Source organism: Mycobacterium sp. IDUB_24, assembly GCF_055419385.1.
Window position 1 is genome coordinate 496,910 of sequence record NZ_JBVAXO010000002.1, and the last position, 18,000, is coordinate 514,909.

19 protein-coding genes are annotated in these 18,000 nt (G+C 65.9%); 11 read left to right on the top strand and 8 right to left on the bottom strand.

Annotated elements, in window-relative coordinates:
- The first annotated feature begins 77 nt into the window (after positions 1 to 77).
- The 5 genes from fusA to ACZYZF_RS10020 all read left to right on the top strand — a co-directional run bounded on the left by fusA (position 78) and on the right by ACZYZF_RS10020 (position 6,338).
- Positions 78 to 2,180 (top strand): elongation factor G, encoded by a 2,103-nt coding sequence (gene fusA / locus ACZYZF_RS10000; RefSeq protein WP_463745033.1) that lies wholly within the window; start codon positions 78 to 80, stop codon positions 2,178 to 2,180.
- 87 nt (positions 2,181 to 2,267) lie between these two features.
- Positions 2,268 to 3,458 carry an elongation factor Tu gene (tuf, locus tag ACZYZF_RS10005; RefSeq protein WP_463745032.1) on the top strand — a complete coding sequence of 397 codons (1,191 nt, stop codon included), beginning with the start codon at positions 2,268 to 2,270 and terminating at the stop codon, positions 3,456 to 3,458.
- A gap of 151 nt (positions 3,459 to 3,609) precedes the next feature.
- On the top strand, positions 3,610 to 4,449 hold the full coding sequence (locus ACZYZF_RS10010; RefSeq protein WP_463835523.1) for a cutinase family protein: 840 nt from the start codon (positions 3,610 to 3,612) through the stop codon (positions 4,447 to 4,449).
- Positions 4,450 to 4,505: 56 nt separating this feature from the next.
- Entirely contained in the window at positions 4,506 to 5,348 is an 843-nt protein-coding gene (locus ACZYZF_RS10015) for an SHOCT domain-containing protein (protein WP_463835525.1), read from the top strand.
- A 135-nt stretch (positions 5,349 to 5,483) separates the two neighbouring features.
- The gene (locus tag ACZYZF_RS10020) at positions 5,484 to 6,338 is read left to right on the top strand and encodes a mycofactocin-coupled SDR family oxidoreductase (protein ID WP_463745029.1); all 855 of its coding nucleotides are present in this window, start codon (positions 5,484 to 5,486) and stop codon (positions 6,336 to 6,338) included.
- A gap of 15 nt (positions 6,339 to 6,353) precedes the next feature.
- Here ACZYZF_RS10020 and ACZYZF_RS10025 read toward each other — a convergent pair whose 3' ends face one another.
- The 4 genes from ACZYZF_RS10025 to ddaH are packed head-to-tail and all read right to left on the bottom strand — an operon-like array spanning position 6,354 to position 10,788.
- Positions 6,354 to 7,235, bottom strand: a complete 882-nt coding sequence (locus tag ACZYZF_RS10025; RefSeq protein WP_463835527.1) for a universal stress protein — start codon at positions 7,233 to 7,235, stop codon at positions 6,354 to 6,356.
- Positions 7,232 to 8,740, bottom strand: coding sequence for an amino acid permease (locus tag ACZYZF_RS10030; protein WP_463835528.1), 1,509 nt, complete (start codon positions 8,738 to 8,740; stop codon positions 7,232 to 7,234). The genes ACZYZF_RS10025 and ACZYZF_RS10030 overlap by 4 nt, the downstream gene beginning before the upstream one ends.
- A 27-nt stretch (positions 8,741 to 8,767) precedes the next feature.
- Positions 8,768 to 10,018 carry an ornithine--oxo-acid transaminase gene (gene rocD, locus ACZYZF_RS10035; protein WP_463835530.1) on the bottom strand — a complete coding sequence of 417 codons (1,251 nt, stop codon included), beginning with the start codon at positions 10,016 to 10,018 and terminating at the stop codon, positions 8,768 to 8,770.
- Complete coding sequence (gene ddaH, locus ACZYZF_RS10040; RefSeq protein WP_463835869.1) at positions 10,015 to 10,788, bottom strand: dimethylargininase; 774 nt, start codon at positions 10,786 to 10,788, stop codon at positions 10,015 to 10,017. Before ddaH ends, rocD begins: the two co-directional genes overlap by 4 nt.
- Before the next feature lie 227 nt (positions 10,789 to 11,015).
- Between ddaH and ACZYZF_RS10045 the strand changes: the two genes are divergently transcribed.
- Together ACZYZF_RS10045 and ACZYZF_RS10050 are read left to right on the top strand one after the other, a co-directional pair.
- Complete coding sequence (locus ACZYZF_RS10045) at positions 11,016 to 11,462, top strand: Lrp/AsnC family transcriptional regulator (protein ID WP_463835871.1); 447 nt, start codon at positions 11,016 to 11,018, stop codon at positions 11,460 to 11,462.
- A gap of 70 nt (positions 11,463 to 11,532) precedes the next feature.
- Entirely contained in the window at positions 11,533 to 12,720 is a 1,188-nt protein-coding gene (locus tag ACZYZF_RS10050) for an NAD(P)/FAD-dependent oxidoreductase (RefSeq protein ID WP_463835532.1), read from the top strand.
- Positions 12,721 to 12,782: 62 nt separating this feature from the next.
- Here the strand turns inward: ACZYZF_RS10050 and ACZYZF_RS10055 are convergent, their stop codons facing one another.
- Together ACZYZF_RS10055 and ACZYZF_RS10060 are read right to left on the bottom strand one after the other, a co-directional pair.
- Positions 12,783 to 14,105: a VOC family protein gene (locus ACZYZF_RS10055; protein WP_463835534.1), complete on the bottom strand. Its 1,323-nt coding sequence runs from the start codon at positions 14,103 to 14,105 to the stop codon at positions 12,783 to 12,785.
- Positions 14,102 to 14,617, bottom strand: a complete 516-nt coding sequence (locus ACZYZF_RS10060; RefSeq protein ID WP_463835535.1) for an RNA polymerase sigma factor — start codon at positions 14,615 to 14,617, stop codon at positions 14,102 to 14,104. The genes ACZYZF_RS10055 and ACZYZF_RS10060 overlap by 4 nt, the downstream gene beginning before the upstream one ends.
- Positions 14,618 to 14,711: 94 nt before the next feature.
- Between ACZYZF_RS10060 and ACZYZF_RS10065 the strand changes: the two genes are divergently transcribed.
- Positions 14,712 to 15,467, top strand: coding sequence for a phytanoyl-CoA dioxygenase family protein (locus ACZYZF_RS10065; protein WP_463835537.1), 756 nt, complete (start codon positions 14,712 to 14,714; stop codon positions 15,465 to 15,467).
- On the opposite strand, the gene ACZYZF_RS10070 is transcribed toward ACZYZF_RS10065, so the two are convergent.
- Together ACZYZF_RS10070 and mftR are read right to left on the bottom strand one after the other, a co-directional pair.
- Positions 15,452 to 15,619 (bottom strand): hypothetical protein, encoded by a 168-nt coding sequence (locus ACZYZF_RS10070; protein WP_463745021.1) that lies wholly within the window; start codon positions 15,617 to 15,619, stop codon positions 15,452 to 15,454. The two genes, ACZYZF_RS10065 and ACZYZF_RS10070, sit on opposite strands and share 16 nt — an antisense overlap.
- Positions 15,620 to 15,650: 31 nt before the next feature.
- Positions 15,651 to 16,280 (bottom strand): mycofactocin system transcriptional regulator, encoded by a 630-nt coding sequence (mftR, locus tag ACZYZF_RS10075; RefSeq protein ID WP_463835538.1) that lies wholly within the window; start codon positions 16,278 to 16,280, stop codon positions 15,651 to 15,653.
- A gap of 105 nt (positions 16,281 to 16,385) precedes the next feature.
- Between mftR and mftA the strand changes: the two genes are divergently transcribed.
- From mftA to mftC, 3 genes are read left to right on the top strand one after another with little or no spacing between them, the layout of a single operon-like run.
- Positions 16,386 to 16,481: a mycofactocin precursor MftA gene (gene mftA, locus ACZYZF_RS10080; protein ID WP_463745019.1), complete on the top strand. Its 96-nt coding sequence runs from the start codon at positions 16,386 to 16,388 to the stop codon at positions 16,479 to 16,481.
- Between the two features lie 2 nt (positions 16,482 to 16,483).
- On the top strand, positions 16,484 to 16,798 hold the full coding sequence (mftB, locus tag ACZYZF_RS10085; RefSeq protein ID WP_463745018.1) for a mycofactocin biosynthesis chaperone MftB: 315 nt from the start codon (positions 16,484 to 16,486) through the stop codon (positions 16,796 to 16,798).
- Positions 16,795 to 17,997, top strand: coding sequence for a mycofactocin radical SAM maturase (mftC, locus tag ACZYZF_RS10090; protein ID WP_463745017.1), 1,203 nt, complete (start codon positions 16,795 to 16,797; stop codon positions 17,995 to 17,997). The genes mftB and mftC overlap by 4 nt, the downstream gene beginning before the upstream one ends.
- The last annotated feature ends 3 nt before the right edge of the window (positions 17,998 to 18,000 follow it).

Below are 18,000 nucleotides of genomic sequence, written 5' to 3' on the forward strand. Positions count from 1 at the left end.
CCGGCATCCAGCGTCGGGTGCCGGTACGCGCGCAATCGAACACCTAATCAAGCAAGCGAAAAGTTGGGAAGACTTCCGTGGCACAGGACGTGCTGACTGACCTGAACAAGGTCCGCAACATCGGCATCATGGCGCACATCGACGCCGGCAAGACGACGACGACAGAGCGCATCCTCTATTACACCGGCGTCAACTACAAGATCGGTGAGACGCACGACGGTGCCTCCACCACCGACTGGATGGAGCAGGAGCAGGAGCGTGGTATCACCATCACCTCCGCAGCCGTCACCTGCTTCTGGAACAACAACCAGATCAACATCATCGACACCCCCGGGCACGTCGACTTCACCGTTGAGGTGGAGCGCAGCCTGCGTGTGCTCGATGGCGCCGTTGCCGTCTTCGACGGCAAGGAGGGTGTTGAGCCCCAGTCCGAGCAGGTGTGGCGTCAGGCCGACAAGTACGACGTGCCCCGGATCTGCTTCGTCAACAAGATGGACAAGCTCGGCGCGGACTTCTACTTCACCGTGCAGACCATCAAGGACCGCCTCGGTGCCAAGCCGCTGGTGATCCAGCTGCCGATCGGTGCCGAGAACGATTTCGAGGGCATCATCGACCTGGTCGAGATGAACGCCAAGGTGTGGCGCGGCGAGACCAAGCTCGGTGAGAGCTACGAGACCGTCGAGATTCCGGCCGATCTGGCCGAGAAGGCTGCGCAGTACCGCAGCGAGCTGATGGACACTGTCGCCGAGACCGACGAGGCGCTTCTGGAGAAGTACTTCGGCGGCGAGGATCTCACCATCGAGGAGATCAAGGGCGCGATCCGCAAGCTGACCGTCAACAGCGAGCTGTACCCGGTGCTGTGTGGCAGCGCGTTCAAGAACAAGGGTGTGCAGCCGATGCTGGACGCCGTGATCGACTACCTCCCCTCGCCGCTGGATGTCGAGTCCGTCAAGGGCCACGTCCCCGGCAAGGAGGACGAAGAGATCCTGCGCAAGCCGTCGACCGACGAGCCGTTCGCAGCGCTGGCGTTCAAGATTGCCGTGCACCCCTTCTTCGGCAAGCTCACCTACGTCCGGGTGTACTCGGGCAAGGTTGAGTCCGGTGCGCAGGTCATCAACGCCACCAAGGGCAAGAAGGAGCGGCTGGGCAAGCTGTTCCAGATGCACGCCAACAAGGAGAACCCGGTCGAGTCGGCCTCCGCCGGTCACATCTACGCCGTGATCGGTCTGAAGGACACCACCACCGGTGACACCCTTTGCGATCCGCAGAACCAGGTCGTGCTTGAGTCAATGACCTTCCCCGATCCGGTGATCGAGGTGGCCATCGAGCCCAAGACCAAGAGTGACCAGGAGAAGCTGGGCACCGCGATCCAGAAGCTCGCCGAAGAGGACCCGACCTTCAAGGTGCACCTGGACCAGGAGACCGGCCAGACCGTCATCGGCGGTATGGGCGAGCTGCACCTGGACATCCTGGTGGACCGCATGCGTCGCGAATTCAAGGTTGAGGCCAACGTCGGTAAGCCCCAGGTGGCCTACCGCGAGACCATCCGCCGCAAGGTGGAGAAGGTCGAGTTCACCCACAAGAAGCAGACGGGTGGTTCCGGCCAGTTCGCGAAGGTGCTCATCGACCTCGAGCCGTTCACCGGCGAGGACGGTGCCACCTACGAGTTCGCGAACAAGGTCACCGGTGGCCGCATCCCGCGCGAGTACATCCCGTCGGTGGATGCCGGTGCGCAGGACGCCATGCAGTACGGCGTGTTGGCCGGCTACCCGCTGGTGAACATCAAGGTGACGCTGCTCGATGGCGCCTACCACGAGGTCGACTCCTCGGAAATGGCGTTCAAGGTGGCGGGTTCGCAGGTGCTGAAGAAGGCCGCCCAGGCGGCTCAGCCGGTCATCCTGGAGCCCATCATGGCCGTCGAGGTCACGACACCCGAGGATTACATGGGTGACGTGATCGGCGACCTGAACTCCCGCCGTGGTCAGATCCAGGCCATGGAGGAGCGCAGCGGTGCGCGCGTCGTCAAGGCGCAGGTGCCGCTGTCGGAGATGTTCGGCTACGTCGGCGACCTTCGGTCGAAGACTCAGGGCCGGGCGAACTACTCCATGGTGTTCGACTCGTACGCCGAAGTTCCGGCGAACGTGGCGAAGGAGATCATCGCGAAGGCGACGGGTCAGTAATCTCGTCGCGGCAACTGCCGCGGTACACAACTGAACACATCATCATTGCTTTAACAAAAGCACCAACAAGTCCAGGAGGACACCACAGTGGCGAAGGCGAAGTTCGAGCGGACGAAGCCGCACGTCAACATCGGGACCATCGGTCACGTTGACCACGGCAAGACGACGCTTACTGCAGCAATCACCAAGGTTCTGCACGACAAGTACCCGGAGTTGAACGAGTCGCGCGCATTCGACCAGATCGACAATGCGCCTGAAGAGCGTCAGCGCGGCATCACGATCAACATCTCCCATGTGGAGTACCAGACCGAGAAGCGGCACTACGCCCACGTGGACGCCCCCGGTCACGCCGACTACATCAAGAACATGATCACCGGTGCCGCCCAGATGGACGGCGCGATCCTGGTGGTCGCCGCGACTGACGGCCCGATGCCGCAGACTCGCGAGCATGTGCTGCTGGCCCGCCAGGTGGGTGTGCCCTACATCCTGGTGGCGCTGAACAAGTCGGACGCCGTGGACGACGAGGAGCTCATCGAGCTCGTCGAGATGGAGGTCCGCGAACTGCTGGCCGCCCAGGAGTTCGACGAGGACGCCCCGGTTATCCGGGTCTCCGCCCTGAAGGCGCTCGAGGGTGACCCGAAGTGGGTCAAGTCGGTCGAGGACCTGATGGACGCGGTCGACGAGTCGATCCCGGATCCGGTTCGTGAGACCGACAAGCCGTTCCTGATGCCCGTCGAGGACGTCTTCACCATCACCGGTCGTGGCACCGTGGTGACCGGTCGCGTCGAGCGTGGCGTGATCAACGTCAACGAAGAGGTCGAGATCGTCGGCATCAAGCCGACCACGACCAAGACCACCGTCACCGGTGTGGAGATGTTCCGCAAGCTGCTCGACCAGGGTCAGGCGGGCGACAACGTCGGTCTGCTGGTTCGTGGCATCAAGCGCGAGGACGTCGAGCGTGGCCAGGTTGTGGTCAAGCCCGGCACCACCACCCCGCACACCGAGTTCGAGGGCAGCGTCTACATCCTGTCCAAGGACGAGGGCGGCCGCCACACGCCGTTCTTCAACAACTACCGTCCGCAGTTCTACTTCCGTACCACGGACGTGACCGGCGTGGTGACCCTGCCCGAGGGCACCGAGATGGTGATGCCCGGTGACAACACCGACATCTCCGTCAAGCTGATCCAGCCCGTCGCCATGGACGAGGGCCTGCGCTTCGCGATCCGCGAAGGCGGCCGTACGGTCGGCGCCGGCCGGGTTACCAAGATCAACAAGTAATTGATCTAGTTCCCCGCGAACAGACGCGAAGGTCCCCCAAGCCACTCGGTTTGGGGGACTTTTGCGTCTTCTGGTGGGTTGCTGGTGTAACGCCTGTGATAGCTGAGCCGATCTTTATTGCATAGGTGAGCTACACGGGTTGGGGACAAACATGATGCGACCGATATGGGCATTGGCTTCGGCGGCCGTGCTGGCCGCCACGGCGGTCGGATTTTCGGCAGGCTCGGCAGAGGCGGCGCCGGGATGCCCGGACATCCACTGGATCGGCGTTGCCGGTTCGGGTGAGCGTGACGATCCGACCGTAGATGCCGGCATGGGCCGGGTGGTCTACAACTCCTTGCGCGACTTGTCTGTGTGGGTGCAGCAGGACGGTCGGACGATGACGGCTGAGTCGGTGGCCTACCCGGCTGCACCGGTGCCCGAGGACGGTGATCTGCTGGGCTGGGGTGGCTTCATGAGCAGTGTCGACGCCGGGGTGGCGGCGCTGGGGAGTCAGTACGCGGCATTCACCCAGCAGTGCCCGTCCAGCGAGGTCGTGCTGGCCGGCTATTCGCAGGGCGCGATGGTGGTCCACCGCAATCTGGCCACCTTGGCGGGCAGCCCGAATCTAGCTGCCGCACTGTTGGTCGCCGACGGTGACCGCCTGCCTGCCGATCCCACCGTCAACCTGGGTACGGCCACGGCGGTCAGCAGCACCAGGAAGGGTGTCGCGCAGGACTGGCCGGTCCTGGCTCACGCCCCCGCGCCGCTGTTGCCGTCAGTCGGCAGTCGCACGATCAGCGTGTGTGATCGCGGGGACGCGGTCTGCGACTCCGACCCGGATGCCGATGAGGTGACCGCAACCGCTATCGCCGTGCACACCAGCTACGCCCGCTCGAACAGTGGTGGGTATCGGTGGACCTGGCCGTTGTACCGGATGCTGGGCCCCTCGCCGATGCAGCAGCAGACCGTGCCACCGAGCGGCTCGCCGGATGGTGTCGTCCACTCCTGACCTGGGCCGGTCTGGGCGCTAATCTGATGGCGCCCAACCGACGACAGGAGCCTGCGATGGCCACATTCTGGCGGTACCTGCGCATTCAGGCGTTCGTGTTGATGTGCGGCATCGTCGGCCCGATCTTCCTGGTCATCTACTTCGTCTCCGGAGCCGATCCGATGATGAAGTGGATGTTCTGGATGGGCCTGATGATCACAGCCATCGACATCTTGATCGCGCTCGGGATCACGGCCGCCGGGTCGAAGTCGGCGGCGCAGAACGAGAAACTCGAGCAGGTGGGCGTACTGGCGCTGGCCCAGGTCACCGGTATCCACGAGACCGGCACCCGCATCAACGAGCAGCCGCTGGTGAAGTTGGATCTGCAGATCTCGGGACCCGGCATCGCGCCGTTCGCCAGTCAGGACCGGGTGCTCGCTTCGGTGTCTCGGCTGCCGATGATCACCAACCGGAAATTGGTCGCACTCGTCGACCCGACGACTAACGAGTACCGGATCGATTGGGAGAGAAGCAGTCTGGTCAGCGGTCTGATGCCGGCCACGTTCACGCTCGCCGAGGAGAACAAGTCCTACGACCTGACCGGTCAGTCCGGCCCGCTGATGGAGATCCTGCAGATCCTCAAGGCCAACGGCATCGGCATCAACAACATGGTCGACCTGCGGGGCAATCCCGCGGTGCGTGAGCAGGTCCAGGCCGTGGTGCGGCGCGCGACCGCACAACAGGAGGCGTCGGCTGGGCCGGTGCCGGCTGCTGCAGCTGCACCGTCGGCCCCCTTCCTGGCGCCTCCGGCGCCCTCGACCGCGCAACGTCTTCAGGAACTGGAAACACTGCGCGCGACGGGGGCCATCAGCGAAGGCGAGTATACGGTCAAACGACAGCAGATCATCGCCGATCTCTGATCCGATCTTGGATGCACCCGCCGGGTGGCGCATGACCTGCCCGATCATCGGGCATCCCATTGATCGGTATCGGGCAGGAACACGTTCTACTTCTGCTGTTAGCCTGTGGCCAGGCTCACGTGAAAGGACCCTGGGATGGCGGCAGGTAACGCAACACTGGAAGGCCGGGTGGCGTTTGTCACCGGTGCTGCACGCGGACAAGGGCGCGCGCACGCGGTGCGGTTGGCCAACGAAGGCGCCGACATCATCGCCGTCGACGTGTGCCGTCCGGTCGCCGACACGATCACGTACCCGGCTGCGACACCGGAGGATCTGGCCGAAACTGTCGCCGCCGTGGAGGCCGCGGGCCGCAAGGTGCTCGCGCGTGAGGTCGACATCCGTGATCTGGCGGCCCAGCAGCAGGTGGTCGCCGACGGCGTCGAGCAGTTCGGCCGGCTCGACATCGTGGTCGCCAATGCCGGGGTGCTCAGCTGGGGCCGGTTGTGGGAGTTGAGCCCCGAGCAGTTCGACACCGTCGTCGACGTCAACCTCAACGGCACCTGGCGGACCATCCGGGCCGCGGTGCCCGCGATGATCGAGGCCGGCAATGGCGGGTCGATCATCATCGTCAGCTCCTCGGCCGGTGTGAAAGCCACCCCGGGCAACGGTCACTACTCGGCCTCCAAACACGGTCTGGTGGCACTGACCAACACACTGGCTCTCGAGGTGGGCGAGTACGGCATCCGGGTCAACTCGATCCATCCGTACTCGATCGACACTCCGATGATCGAACCGGAGGCAATGGCCGAGATCTTCTCCAAGTTCCCGAGCTTCCTGCACAGTTTCGCCCCGATGCCGTATCACAAGGTGACCGACGGCAAGAACGAGGGACTCGCGGCGTTCATGGCGCCCGAGGAAGTTGCCGATGTGGTCGCCTGGCTGGCCGGCGACAACTCGGCCACGCTGTCGGGCAGCCAGATTGCCGTCGACCGGGGCGTGCTCAAGTACTGACTTTTCTCGCGGGAATCAGCCCGGGAGGACGAGAACCGGAACCGGGCTGTGCCGCAGAATTTTTGAACCGTGTGAGCCCAGGAAAACCCGGGCGACCGCGCCGCCGGGCGAGGTCCCGATCGCCAGGATCTCGCCCTCGAGCCAGTCGATGGCATCGATCGCGTCGCTCCAGTCGTTGCCGGTGGCGACCTGCAGATCAACGTCGTCGCCGATGACTTTGTCGTCCTTCAAGCGGATCAGCGCCTGCTGCGCTTGTTTCGCCCACTCCTGCAGGATCGCGTCCTCGGCGTGCAGTCCGACAGTCGGCGGGTACATGTTGCGTCCCCGCACTGCGAACGTGACCATCCGCATCGGCGTGCCCAGACGTCGGCTCAGGTCGGCGACCTGTTCAACCACCGCCACCGCTTCGGGAGATCCGGGATAGGCGCATGTGATACGCGCCAGTACACCGGATTTCGGCCGTCGGTAGCCGCGCGGGCTGATCGCCAGCGGAACCGGACAGCAGTGCAGCAGCCGATCGGCGGTCGAGCCCACCACCACCTGGCCCAGTTGGCCCTCCGATGCGGAGCCGAGGACGAGTAGTTCGGCGTCGAGAGCGCCGATGGCCTCGAGCAGGCCGCCCGAGACGGAGCGGTGCGCGAACTTGTGGAAGCTGACGTGGAGGCCGTCGTCGAGCGCGGTCACGTGCTGCCTTGCCTGCTCGGCCGAGGACGCCGCCAATTGTGCGGCGTACTCGGCGTATTCGGCATCGACGCGGGCCGGTGACGGGTTCAGCCACGGACGCGGCACGACGGTGGCCACCGACAGCGAGGTGTTCAGGGTCCGGGCTGCACCGACCCCGAGGTGCAGCGCGGACACCCCGCCTTTGCCGGCCAGGTATCCGACGACGACGGTCATCGGGTTTCCTCGGCTCCGGGGGTGATCATCACGTCGTCCTCGCCCGCTGCCACGCCCGGTATGTAGCCGTCGCCACCGTCGTTGAGGGCGCTGTGATGTCGGCTCCACAGGAGATAGAACGCCAGGACGAGGGCAACCCAGATGCTGAACCACAGCCAGGTGATGGGCGGCAGGCCATAGAGGACGAACAGGCAGGCCAGCACTGAAAGGACCGGTGTCACCGGGTAACCGGGAACCTTGAACGCTCGCGGGAGGTCCGGCTCACGCACCCGCAGGATGATCACGCCGACGGACACCACGATGAATGCCACCAGGGTTCCGATCGACACCAGATCCCACAGATAGTCGAGCGGCACCAACCCGGCGAGGGTGCCGGTCACCGCGGCCACGACGATGGTGTTGTTCACCGGAGTCATGGTGCGCGGGTTCACCTTTGCGAACATCGGGGGCAGCAGGCCATCGCGTCCCATCGCGAACAGAATGCGGGTCTGGCCGTACATCACCACGAGGGTGACCGAGAAGATCGAGATGACCGCGCCCATGGCCAGGACGGTGCTGGCCCAGGTCTGGCCGTGCAGGATGTTGGTGAGCATCACCGACAGTCCGGCCTCGGATTGTGCGTCGGAACCGAACTCATCGGCGGATTGGGTGCCCAGGCCGGCGAACGCGACCAAGATATAGATGCTCGTGACGACGATCAGTGCGCCGAGAATCGCCCGGGGCATGGTCTTCTGCGGGTTCTTCACCTCGTCGCCCGCGGTGGACACCGCGTCCAGGCCGATGAACGTGAAGAAGATGGTGCCGGCCGCGGCGGTGATGCCGGTGAATCCCTTGTCCCAGAACCCGGCGAAGTGATCGGTGGTGAACGCGGTGAACGCGATGGCCACGAACATGCCGAGCACGCACAGTTTCAGGAGCACCATGACGGTGTTGACCGCGGCGGACTCGCTGGCACCGCGGATCAGCAGCAGAGCGCACATGACGATCAGGGTTGTGGCGGGCAGGTTGATCACGCCGGGGTCATCGCCCCACGGGGCGGCGGACAATGCGTGTGGCAACCGCCAGCCGAACAGGTTGTCCAGCAGTTGGTTGAGATAGCCGCTCCAGCCGACAGCGGTGGCCGACATGGAGACACCGTATTCGAGCAGTAGACAGGCTGCGACGCCCATCGCGATGAACTCGCCCATGGTGGTGTAGGCGTAGGAGTACGTTGATCCTGAAACTGGCACTGCCGCAGCCATTTCCGCGTAGCAGATCGCAGACAGGCCGGCGGCGACACCGGCCACCATGAATGACACCAGCACTGCGGGACCGGCTTTGGGGACTGCCTGCTGCAGCACGATGAAGATGCCGGTGCCGACCGTGGCGCCGACACCGAACAGCGTCAGCTGGAACGTGCCGATACTTCGCCGGAGATGGTCGGACGCGCCGTGAGCCACCGGTGCTCCGAAGACGGGCCTGCGCCGCAACATCTGGCTGGTCAGGTTGTTGGCTGGGGCGGACATGGTGCCTCCTTGCTGCCGGTCAACCGATTATCGGCGCGCCTCGGCCAGGGTGTCGGCGAATCGGTCGATGGCCCAGTCGAGCTCGTGGGCGGTCACCACCAGCGGCGGCGCGAACCGCAGGGTCGATCCGTGGGTGTCCTTCACCAGCACGCCACGTTCGGCCAACGCGAGGCCGAGCTGCTTGCCGGTGCCCAGGTCAGGGTCGATGTCCACGCCGGCCCACAGGCCCATGCCTCGCACGGCCGTCACGCCGTGCCCCATCAACCTGGTCAGCCCGTCGTGCAGGTGTTGTCCGAGTTCGGTTGAACGGAGCTGGAATTCGCCCCGGCGCAGCATGCCGACCACGGTCGTGCCGATCGCCGCGGCCAGCGGGTTGCCGCCGAAGGTGGAGCCGTGTTCGCCAGGATGCAGCACGCCGAGCACGTCGCGGTCGGCCACCACCGCGGACAGCGGCACCACGCCACCACCCAGCGCCTTGCCGAGCAGATATACGTCGGGAACCACATCCCAGTGTTCGCACGCGAAGGTCCGGCCGGTGCGGGCCAGGCCGGACTGGATCTCATCGGCGATCATCAGCACGTTGTTGCGGGTACAGATGTCGCGGACCTGCGGCAGGTAGTCGTGGGGCGGGACGATGATGCCGGCCTCGCCCTGGATGGGCTCGATCAGCACCGCGGCGGTGTTCTCGTCGATCGCCGCCTCGAGCGCGCGATGGTCGCCGAAGGGCGCCGTCCGGAATCCGGGCGTGTACGGACCGAAGCCGCGGCGTGCGGTGTCGTCGTCGGAAAAGCTGATGATCGTGGTGGTGCGGCCGTGGAAGTTGTTGTGCGCCACGATGATGTTCGACTTGTCCGCAGGTACGCCCTTGACATCGGTGGCCCATTTGCGGGCCACTTTGATGCCGCTCTCCACGGCCTCGGCACCGCTGTTCATCGGAAGCACCATGTCCTTGCCGCACAATTGGGCCAGTGCCTCGGCGAACGGGCCGAGCCGGTCGGAGTGAAAGGCTCGGCTCACCAGGGTCAGCCGGTCCAGTTGAGTGTGTGCGGCGGCGATGATCTCGGGATTGCGGTGGCCGAAGTTGACCGCCGAATAGGCGGCGAGGCAATCGAGGTAGCGCCGGCCGGTCACGTCCGTGATCCAGGCCCCCTCGGCGCTTTCCGCGACCACCGGCAGCGGTGAGTAGTTGTGGGCTACGTAGCGATCGTCGAGCGCGATCGCGGCGGCGGTCGCCGGATCCGGGGTGGCCTGGTTGTCCACACTGTCCAGCATGGTCATGGATGACGCTCCAGGGTGCAGCATTTGACGGATCCCCCGCCTTTGAGGAGTTCGGACAAATCGACGCCGATCGGCTCGAACCCGGCCCGGCGCAGTTGGTCGGCGAATCCGGTGGCAGCGGCGGGCATCACCACGTGCCGGCCGTCGGACACCACGTTGAGGCCGAGGACGTAGGCGTCGGCCGAGCCCACTTCGATGGCGTCGCCGAACAGCTCGGCAATCCGCCGGCGGGCGTCGTCACTGAAGGCCGGGGGATAGTAGGCGATCGTCGTGTCGTCGAGCACTGCCACCGCGGTGTCGAGGTGGTAGAAGCGCGGGTCGACGAGTTCCAGGCTGATCACGTCGAGGCCGGTAGCGGCCGCGATCTCGTCGTGGGCGCGTCGATCGGTGCGAAAACCGTATCCGGCCAACAAGGTTGACCCCACGAGTAGCAGATCGCCCTGGCCCTCGTTGACATGGTCGGTGCACACCGTCCGGTAGCCGGCCGCGGCCATCCACTCGGAGTAGGCGCCGGCCTCACCGGCGCGTTGCGGGTAGGCGAAGCGCGCCACCACCGCGATGTCCCCGATCAGGAAGCCCCCGTTGGCGGCGTAGACCATGTCGGGCAGGCCGCGGCGCGGCGTCACCAGGTCGACGGTGTGGCCCAGATCGGCGTACACCCGTCGCAGCGTGTCCCACTGGGCCAGCGCGAGCGCGGTGTCCACGGGCGTGGAGATGTCCATCCACGGGTTGATGGCGTATTCGACGGTGAAGTGTTCCGGGGCGGTCATGGCGTATCGGCGGTTCGTCGCGCTCCGCGCGGGTGACACGGCGCTCCGCGCGGGTGACACGGCGCCGACTGCTTGGGGCACCGTGCCAGGCACGACTTCGTCGAAAATCGTCATGAATCGACGATAAGGAGGTTCCGCGGCGCAATCAATTACCGCCTGTTGCGTGATATGCAGCGATATATTGCATGAAACACGGATGTGCGAAGGTTTGTTGCGTGGAGGTGGATGTGGAACGTCTGGACGACACCGACGAGCGGATTCTGGCCGAACTCACCGAGCACGCCAGGGCGACATTCGCCGAGATCGGGCAACGGGTGAATCTGTCGGCGCCCGCGGTGAAGCGGCGGGTGGACCGCATGGTCGCCGACGGGGTGATCCGGGGCTTCACCACGGTGATCGACCGCAATGTCCTGGGCTGGAGCACCGAGGCGTACGTGCAGGTGTTCTGTCAGGGCACCATCGCGCCAGATCAGTTGCGCGCGGCCTGGATCGACATCCCCGAAGTGGTCAGCGCGGCAACGGTCACCGGTACCGCCGACGCCATCCTGCATGTGCTCGCCCGCGATATGCGTCACCTTGAGGAAGCCCTGGAGCGCATCCGCTCAACGGCTCGCATCGAGCGCAGTGAGAGCATCGTGGTGTTGTCGAACATCATCGACCGGGGCCGGTCGTGACGCGGGTCATCGACACCTGCGAACGTAGGGTGGCGCACAACGCTCAAGCCCGATCGTGTAAAAACCCCACGTGACTACTTCAACGGGATCAGCGGCGGGCATTGTCATCGTCGGCGGCGGCTTGGCTGCGGCCCGGACGGCCGAACAGCTGCGCCGTTCGGAGTACGCCGGGCCCATCACGATCGTCAGCGACGAGGACCATCTGCCCTACGATCGGCCGCCGCTGTCCAAGGAAGTGCTGCGTGCGGAGACGGATGACGTCACGCTCAAGCCGGCCGAGTTCTACGCCGAGAACGACATCACGCTGCGGCTCGGTTCCGCGGCGCAATCGGTGGACACCGCCGCCAAGACGTTGAAGCTCGCCGACGGTAGCGACGTGGCCTATGACGAGCTCGTCATCGCCACCGGGCTGGTGCCGAGGCGGATCCGGTCATTCGGCGATCTGGCGGGTATTCACGTGCTGCGGTCCTACGACGAGAGCATGGCCCTGCGCGAGCACGCCGGAAAGGCGCAGCGCGCCGTGGTGGTCGGTGCCGGCTTCATCGGCTGCGAGGTCGCCGCCAGCCTGCGCAAGCTGGGCGTGGAGGTGGTACTCGTGGAGCCGCAGCCCACGCCGCTGGCCTCGGTTCTCGGCGAGAAGATCGGGGCCCTGGTGACCCGGCTGCACCAGGCCGAAGGGGTCGACGTGCGTTGCGGTGTCGGGGTCAGCGAGGTGCGCGGCGCCGACAAGGTCGAGCAGGTGGTGCTCGGTGACGGCACCGAACTCGACGCCGATCTGGTGGTGGTCGGTATCGGCTCGCACCCGGCGGTCGAGTGGCTCGAGGGCAGCGGTATCGAGCTCGACAACGGCGTGGTGTGCGACGAGGTCGGCCGGTCCAGCGCCGCGGGCGTGTGGGCCATCGGTGATGTCGCGTCGTGGCGTGATCACGTGGGTGACCAAGCGCGCGTTGAGCATTGGAGCAACGTTGCCGACCAGGCGCGGGCCATGGTGCCGGCGATCCTGGGCCAGGAGGCCTCTCCGGTCGTATCGGTGCCCTACTTCTGGAGCGATCAGTACGACGTCAAGATCCAGTGCCTGGGTGAGCCTGAGGCCGACGATGTCGTGCACGTGGTGGAGGACGACGGCCGCAAGTTCCTGGCCTACTACGAGCGTGACGGTGTCGTGGTCGGTGTGGTCGGCGGCGGCATGCCCGGCAAAGTGATGAAGGCCCGCGGCAAGATCGCCGCCGGCGCCCCCATCTCCGACGTCCTCGGCTGACTTTCCCGGTGATTTGGGTGCATCCGGTAACGCTCAGCGTTACCGGATGCACCCAAATCGCTCTAGAACTGGCCGAGGTAGAACCGGCTGCCCTGGTCGTCGGTGCACTCGGCCATCAATCCGTAGGGCTGTCGTGACGGCTGCTGCAGCACGGTTCCGCCGGCCTCGACGACTCGGGCGACCGCGGCGTCGATATCGGCGACCGTCCACATAGGCACCGTCACTGCCCGCGGGGCGCCCCCGGCCATGCCCGACATCGGCTGGCTACCCTGAACCCCCCAGCCGTCGTCGATCCGGCCGGGCTCGAAGGTCCACGACAGCACTCGGCTGTAGAAGCCCTGGAACGCCGTCGAGTCCGGCACTTCGTAGGTGATGTACGAAAGTTCGCCCGGCCCAGCGCCGTTGAGCTCCGGACGAGGGGTTCCCGGGGCGGGCTGGAACACTGCGATCGACGTGCCCAGTGGATCGGTGGCATCCAGCACCGTGCCGAACTCGAACTCCAGCGTCTCGCCGACGTGCCCGCCGCCGTCGATGATCGCCTGCCGGGCGTCGGCGAGGTCGGCAACGGCGTAGCAGCACAGCATGCCCTGCGGTGAGGCGACACTGTAGATGCCGATGCGTTGTCGGGTATTGGTGACCTCATGGGTGTTCGGGTCATAGGTCCAGCCCAGTACGTGGCCGTAGAACCGGGCGGCACGTTGGGCGTCGGGAGCCCAGACCGAGACGTAGCCGACGTCGCCGTGCTGGATGGGAACGACCGCGGCGGGCCGCGAATCTGACACCGCGGCGGGCCGCGAATCCGGTACCGCGACCGGACCCGTGAGCATCCACCGGTGGCCCGAGGGGTCGATGATCACGGCGTTGCGGGTGCCGTAGTTCTCGTAAGGTTCGCGCTGCACTTGCGCACCCAGGGTCCTGGCTCGCTCCAGGACGGCGTCGGTGTCGGGCACATTCAGCATCAGGCTCACTGAAACGGACTGTGGCGCTGGTGCTTTCAAGCCCAATTCGGGAAACTCGTCGGCCAGGTAGAAGATGCCGCCGGCCAGCTCGAGCTCGGCATGCCCGATGCGGCCGTCGTCCATCACGATCGGCTCGCCGGCCGGAACGGCACCGAGCGCGTCGCGGTACCAGGCAATGGCGGCACGGGCGTCGGGCGCGGCCAGGTAGGCCACAACAGCGGATCGTGGGGGAGCCGGCGTGGCCGCGGGCTGGTTCAGTTCGGCGATGGCAGTGTCGGTTCCGCTCATGTCAACTCCTTGGGCGTGGGTGGGCAGGGTGAGGGCCGATTCCAGCCGGGCGCGCAGCCTGGCCGCGAATGCCGGATCGGGGGAGACCGGCTGGTCGTCGCCGCTCAGCACCGTCAGCGGATCGTGGTTGTTGATCACGACGTCCCTCCCTCCGGTGTCGGGTACTGGGCTCTGAAGGCGCGGCGGGCCCGCACCAGCAGCGCCTCGGTGGCGTGCACCGTGCGGCCGATCAGCTCAGCGCATTCGCTGACCGTGCGGTCATCGACGTAGCGCAGGACGAGCACGGTGCGGTGGTGCTCGGGTAGCCGGGACAAAACTGATTCGGCCACAATGCGATCCAGCTCGGCGTCCCAGTCGTCGGTCGGCTCCACCGGTTCGGGCAACTCGGCCACCGGCACGGTGAAGCGGTCGTGCCGGCGCCGGTAGTGGTCGGCCAGCTTGTGCTTGGCCACGCCGATCAACCAGGGCACCGAGATCTGCGGCGGTGACGGTCGGCGGGCCGCATCCATCGCGGCCAGGAACGTCTCCGACGTCAGGTCCTCGGCGGTTCCGCGGTCACCGCAGCGTCGTACGAAGTAGCCGTACACCACTGGCAGGGCCTCGTCGTAGCACCTCAGCAGCACCCGCGGGGCGTCTGTTTCGGCGCTCACACCCTTATCGTCGCCGCCGGGCACCAAACTCCGACGGGGTTGGCGAAGAATTTTTCGCCGGAAATTCGTTGGCGCTGGTCAGCAGAGGTGCGTCATGGTGGTCGGTGTGGTGGACGTCGATGCATTCACACGGAACGGGTTCGTCAAGATCGAACAGGCCGTTCCGGCCGAAATCGCCGATGCGGCCAGGGATCTGCTGTGGGCACAGATCGGGCTCTCGCCTGATGAACCGGCATCGTGGACCATGCCGGTGCGGTGGGCGGCAGATCTGACGGGGGCGGGCCCGTTCGGGCAGGTGGTGAGCAGCGCCCCGCTGGCCGAGGCCCTGGACCGGATCTGCGGAGAAGGAGGTTGGCTACCGCGCGGTGCCCTGGGCCATATCCCGGTCCGGTTCCCGGTGGATCCGCCCGCAGACGACCGGGGCTGGCACGTGGACGCCAACACCCCGCTGCCAGGTGGGGAGTGGGCCGTCAGCGGTCGTCCACGCACCGTCCTCGTGTTGACCCTGCTGTCAGAGGTCGGGCCCGCTGACGCGCCGACGCGTATCCGGGTCGGTTCGCATCGGGACACAGCCCGGGTGCTGGGTCCCGATCCGATCGACTTCGTCGAAGCCGGTGGCGTGGTGGACGAAGCCAGCCGGACCCGTCCCGTGGCATATGCGACGGGACGGCCCGGTGACATGTATGTGCTGCATCCGTTCACTGCGCATGCCGCTGACGTACACCGTGGCAGCACACCGCGTTTCATGTCGCAGGCACCGGTGATGCTCACCGAGCCGCTGAGTCCACAGGGGCCTGCGGCGCTTGCCGATGTGTGGGATGCGCTGCCGCCGGATCAGGTCTTGGCGTAGAAGAAGCCCGCTCCGATGATCGCGATGCCGATCGCGACGGCGATACCGGCGACCAGGCTTCCGAAGTAGGTGGCGACGCCGAATCCGACGATCAGCGCAACGATCAGGGCGGCCAGTTCGGCCGCGGTGGGCGTCCTATCCGGTTTCCGCACGGTTCACCTCCGGGTGTCGGTCGGCACCTGGTTACCCGGAGGGAGCGGTGTCCACTCCCGCCGGTGCCAAGGCCTCCAAGCCGGGACGTGCCACTTCGAAGGCCCGGGCGATGGTGTGCGGCAGGGAGACGGACTCGTCGGCGAGCCAGTGCTCATATGCCGACAGTGCGACGCCGAGCATCAGCCAGCCGGCGGTCTGTGGCATCAGGTCGTGGGGTGCCGCGCCGATTCGCTGTGCCACGTAGGTGGCGATGACCTCACGCCAGCCGGCGTACATCGTCATCGAATATGCCTGCAGCCCGGTCGTTCCCAGGATGACCTGCATGCGGAGGCGGTGCTGGGTCATTTCCTGGGCATCGAAGGTGTTGAACGACAACAGGGCCTCGCGCAGTGCCTCGGCCAGGGGGATATCTGTGCTCAGGGAGGAGAGCAGGTCGCGCAGGTTCTGCAGGTGGGCGTCGAAATCTCCCCATGGGATGGCGTTCTTGGAGGCGTAGTAGCGGAACAGTGTGCGGCGCGCGATGCCGGCGGCTTTGGCGACGTCATCGACACTGACCTCGTCGAAGCCGCGGGTCGCGAACAGCGCCAGCGCGACGTCGGTGATGTGGTCCTGCGTGGTGGACGGGCGCCGACCGACCCGGGGCCCGGATGCCTGCCGCATAAAACCCGCCCTTCCATTTGTGCACTCGATGCCATATTCTTGCGACTCAGGTCACAATTGTCGAGACCCACAGTTACAGGAACAGTTGTAGGAAAGGTGCGATTCATGGATCAGAACCCGCAGGTTGAGACGGAAACCCAGCTCGCCACCGAGACGCTCGTCGAAGAGGTCTCGATCGACGGTATGTGCGGGGTTTACTGACAGTGTCCGCACAGGCTGCCGATACGGCCGGGCGCACCGGCGTCGTATTCGACCCGAATGTCAGCTGGCGGTTGCACCACCAGGTGGCGGTGCGGCCGGAGCCGTTCGGTGCCCTGCTGTATCACTTCGGAACCCGCAAGCTGTCGTTTCTGAAGAATCGGACGGTCGTCGAGGTGGTCAACTCACTGGCTGATCACCCCGACGCCCGGTCCGCGTGTCGCGCGGTCGGTATCGCCGACTCCGACCAAGGCCCTTACCTGCACGCGCTGAGCGTGCTGGTGTCCTCGAAGATGCTCATCCCTGGGAATTCACAATGACTTCTGTTGCGCCCGTACGCACGCCTGTTCCAAGGCTCGTCGAGCAGTTCGAGCACGGACTCGATGCCCCGATCTGTCTGACCTGGGAGCTCACCTACGCATGCAACCTGGCGTGCGTGCACTGCCTCTCCTCGTCGGGTAAGCGCGATCCGCGCGAACTGTCCACACAGCAGTGCAAGGACATCATCGACGAGCTGGAACGCATGCAGGTGTTCTACGTGAACATCGGCGGCGGGGAACCGACTGTGCGCCCGGACTTCTGGGAACTGGTCGATTACGCGACCGAGCACCACGTCGGGGTCAAGTTCTCCACCAACGGGGTGCGAATCACGCCGGAGATCGCCGCGAAACTCGCCGCGAGCGACTACGTCGACGTGCAGATCTCCCTGGACGGCGCCAACGCCGAGGTCAACGACGCGGTGCGCGGCAAGGGCTCGTTCGACATGGCCGTGCGTGCGCTGGAAAACCTTGCTGCCGCAGGGTTTTCCGATGCCAAGATCTCCGTGGTGGTCACCCGCCACAACGTCGACCAACTCGACGAGTTCAAAGCGCTGGCCGACCGGTACGGTGCCACGCTGCGGATCACGCGGCTGCGTCCGTCGGGCCGAGGCGCCGATGTCTGGGACGAGCTGCATCCCACCCAGGACCAGCAGCGCCAGCTGTACAACTGGCTGGTCGCCCGCGGCGAGCGCGTGCTGACCGGTGACTCGTTCTTCCACCTGTCGGGCCTGGGCGAGCCCGGCGCGCTGGCCGGGCTGAACCTGTGCGGCGCCGGCCGGGTCGTGTGCCTGATCGATCCGGTGGGCGATGTCTATGCCTGCCCGTTCGCCATCCACGACAAGTTTCTGGCCGGAAACATCCTGGAGGACACCGGCTTTGGCACCGGCTTCCAGAGCGTCTGGCAGAACTCCCCGTTGTTCCGCGAGCTGCGCGAGCCGCAGTCGGCCGGCGCCTGCAGCGGCTGTGGACACTATGACGCCTGCCGTGGCGGCTGCATGGCAGCCAAGTTCTTCACCGGTCTGCCGATGGACGGGCCGGACCCCGAGTGCGTCGAAGGCTGGGGCGAGCCGGCTCTGGCACAGGAGCGCATCAAACCCAAGCCCAGCGGCGATCACTCCCGCGGTACCAAGCAGGGCCCGGTGGCACTGAAGTTGCTGACCAAGCCGCCGGCCCGTATCTGTAACGAAAGTCCGGTGTAACCC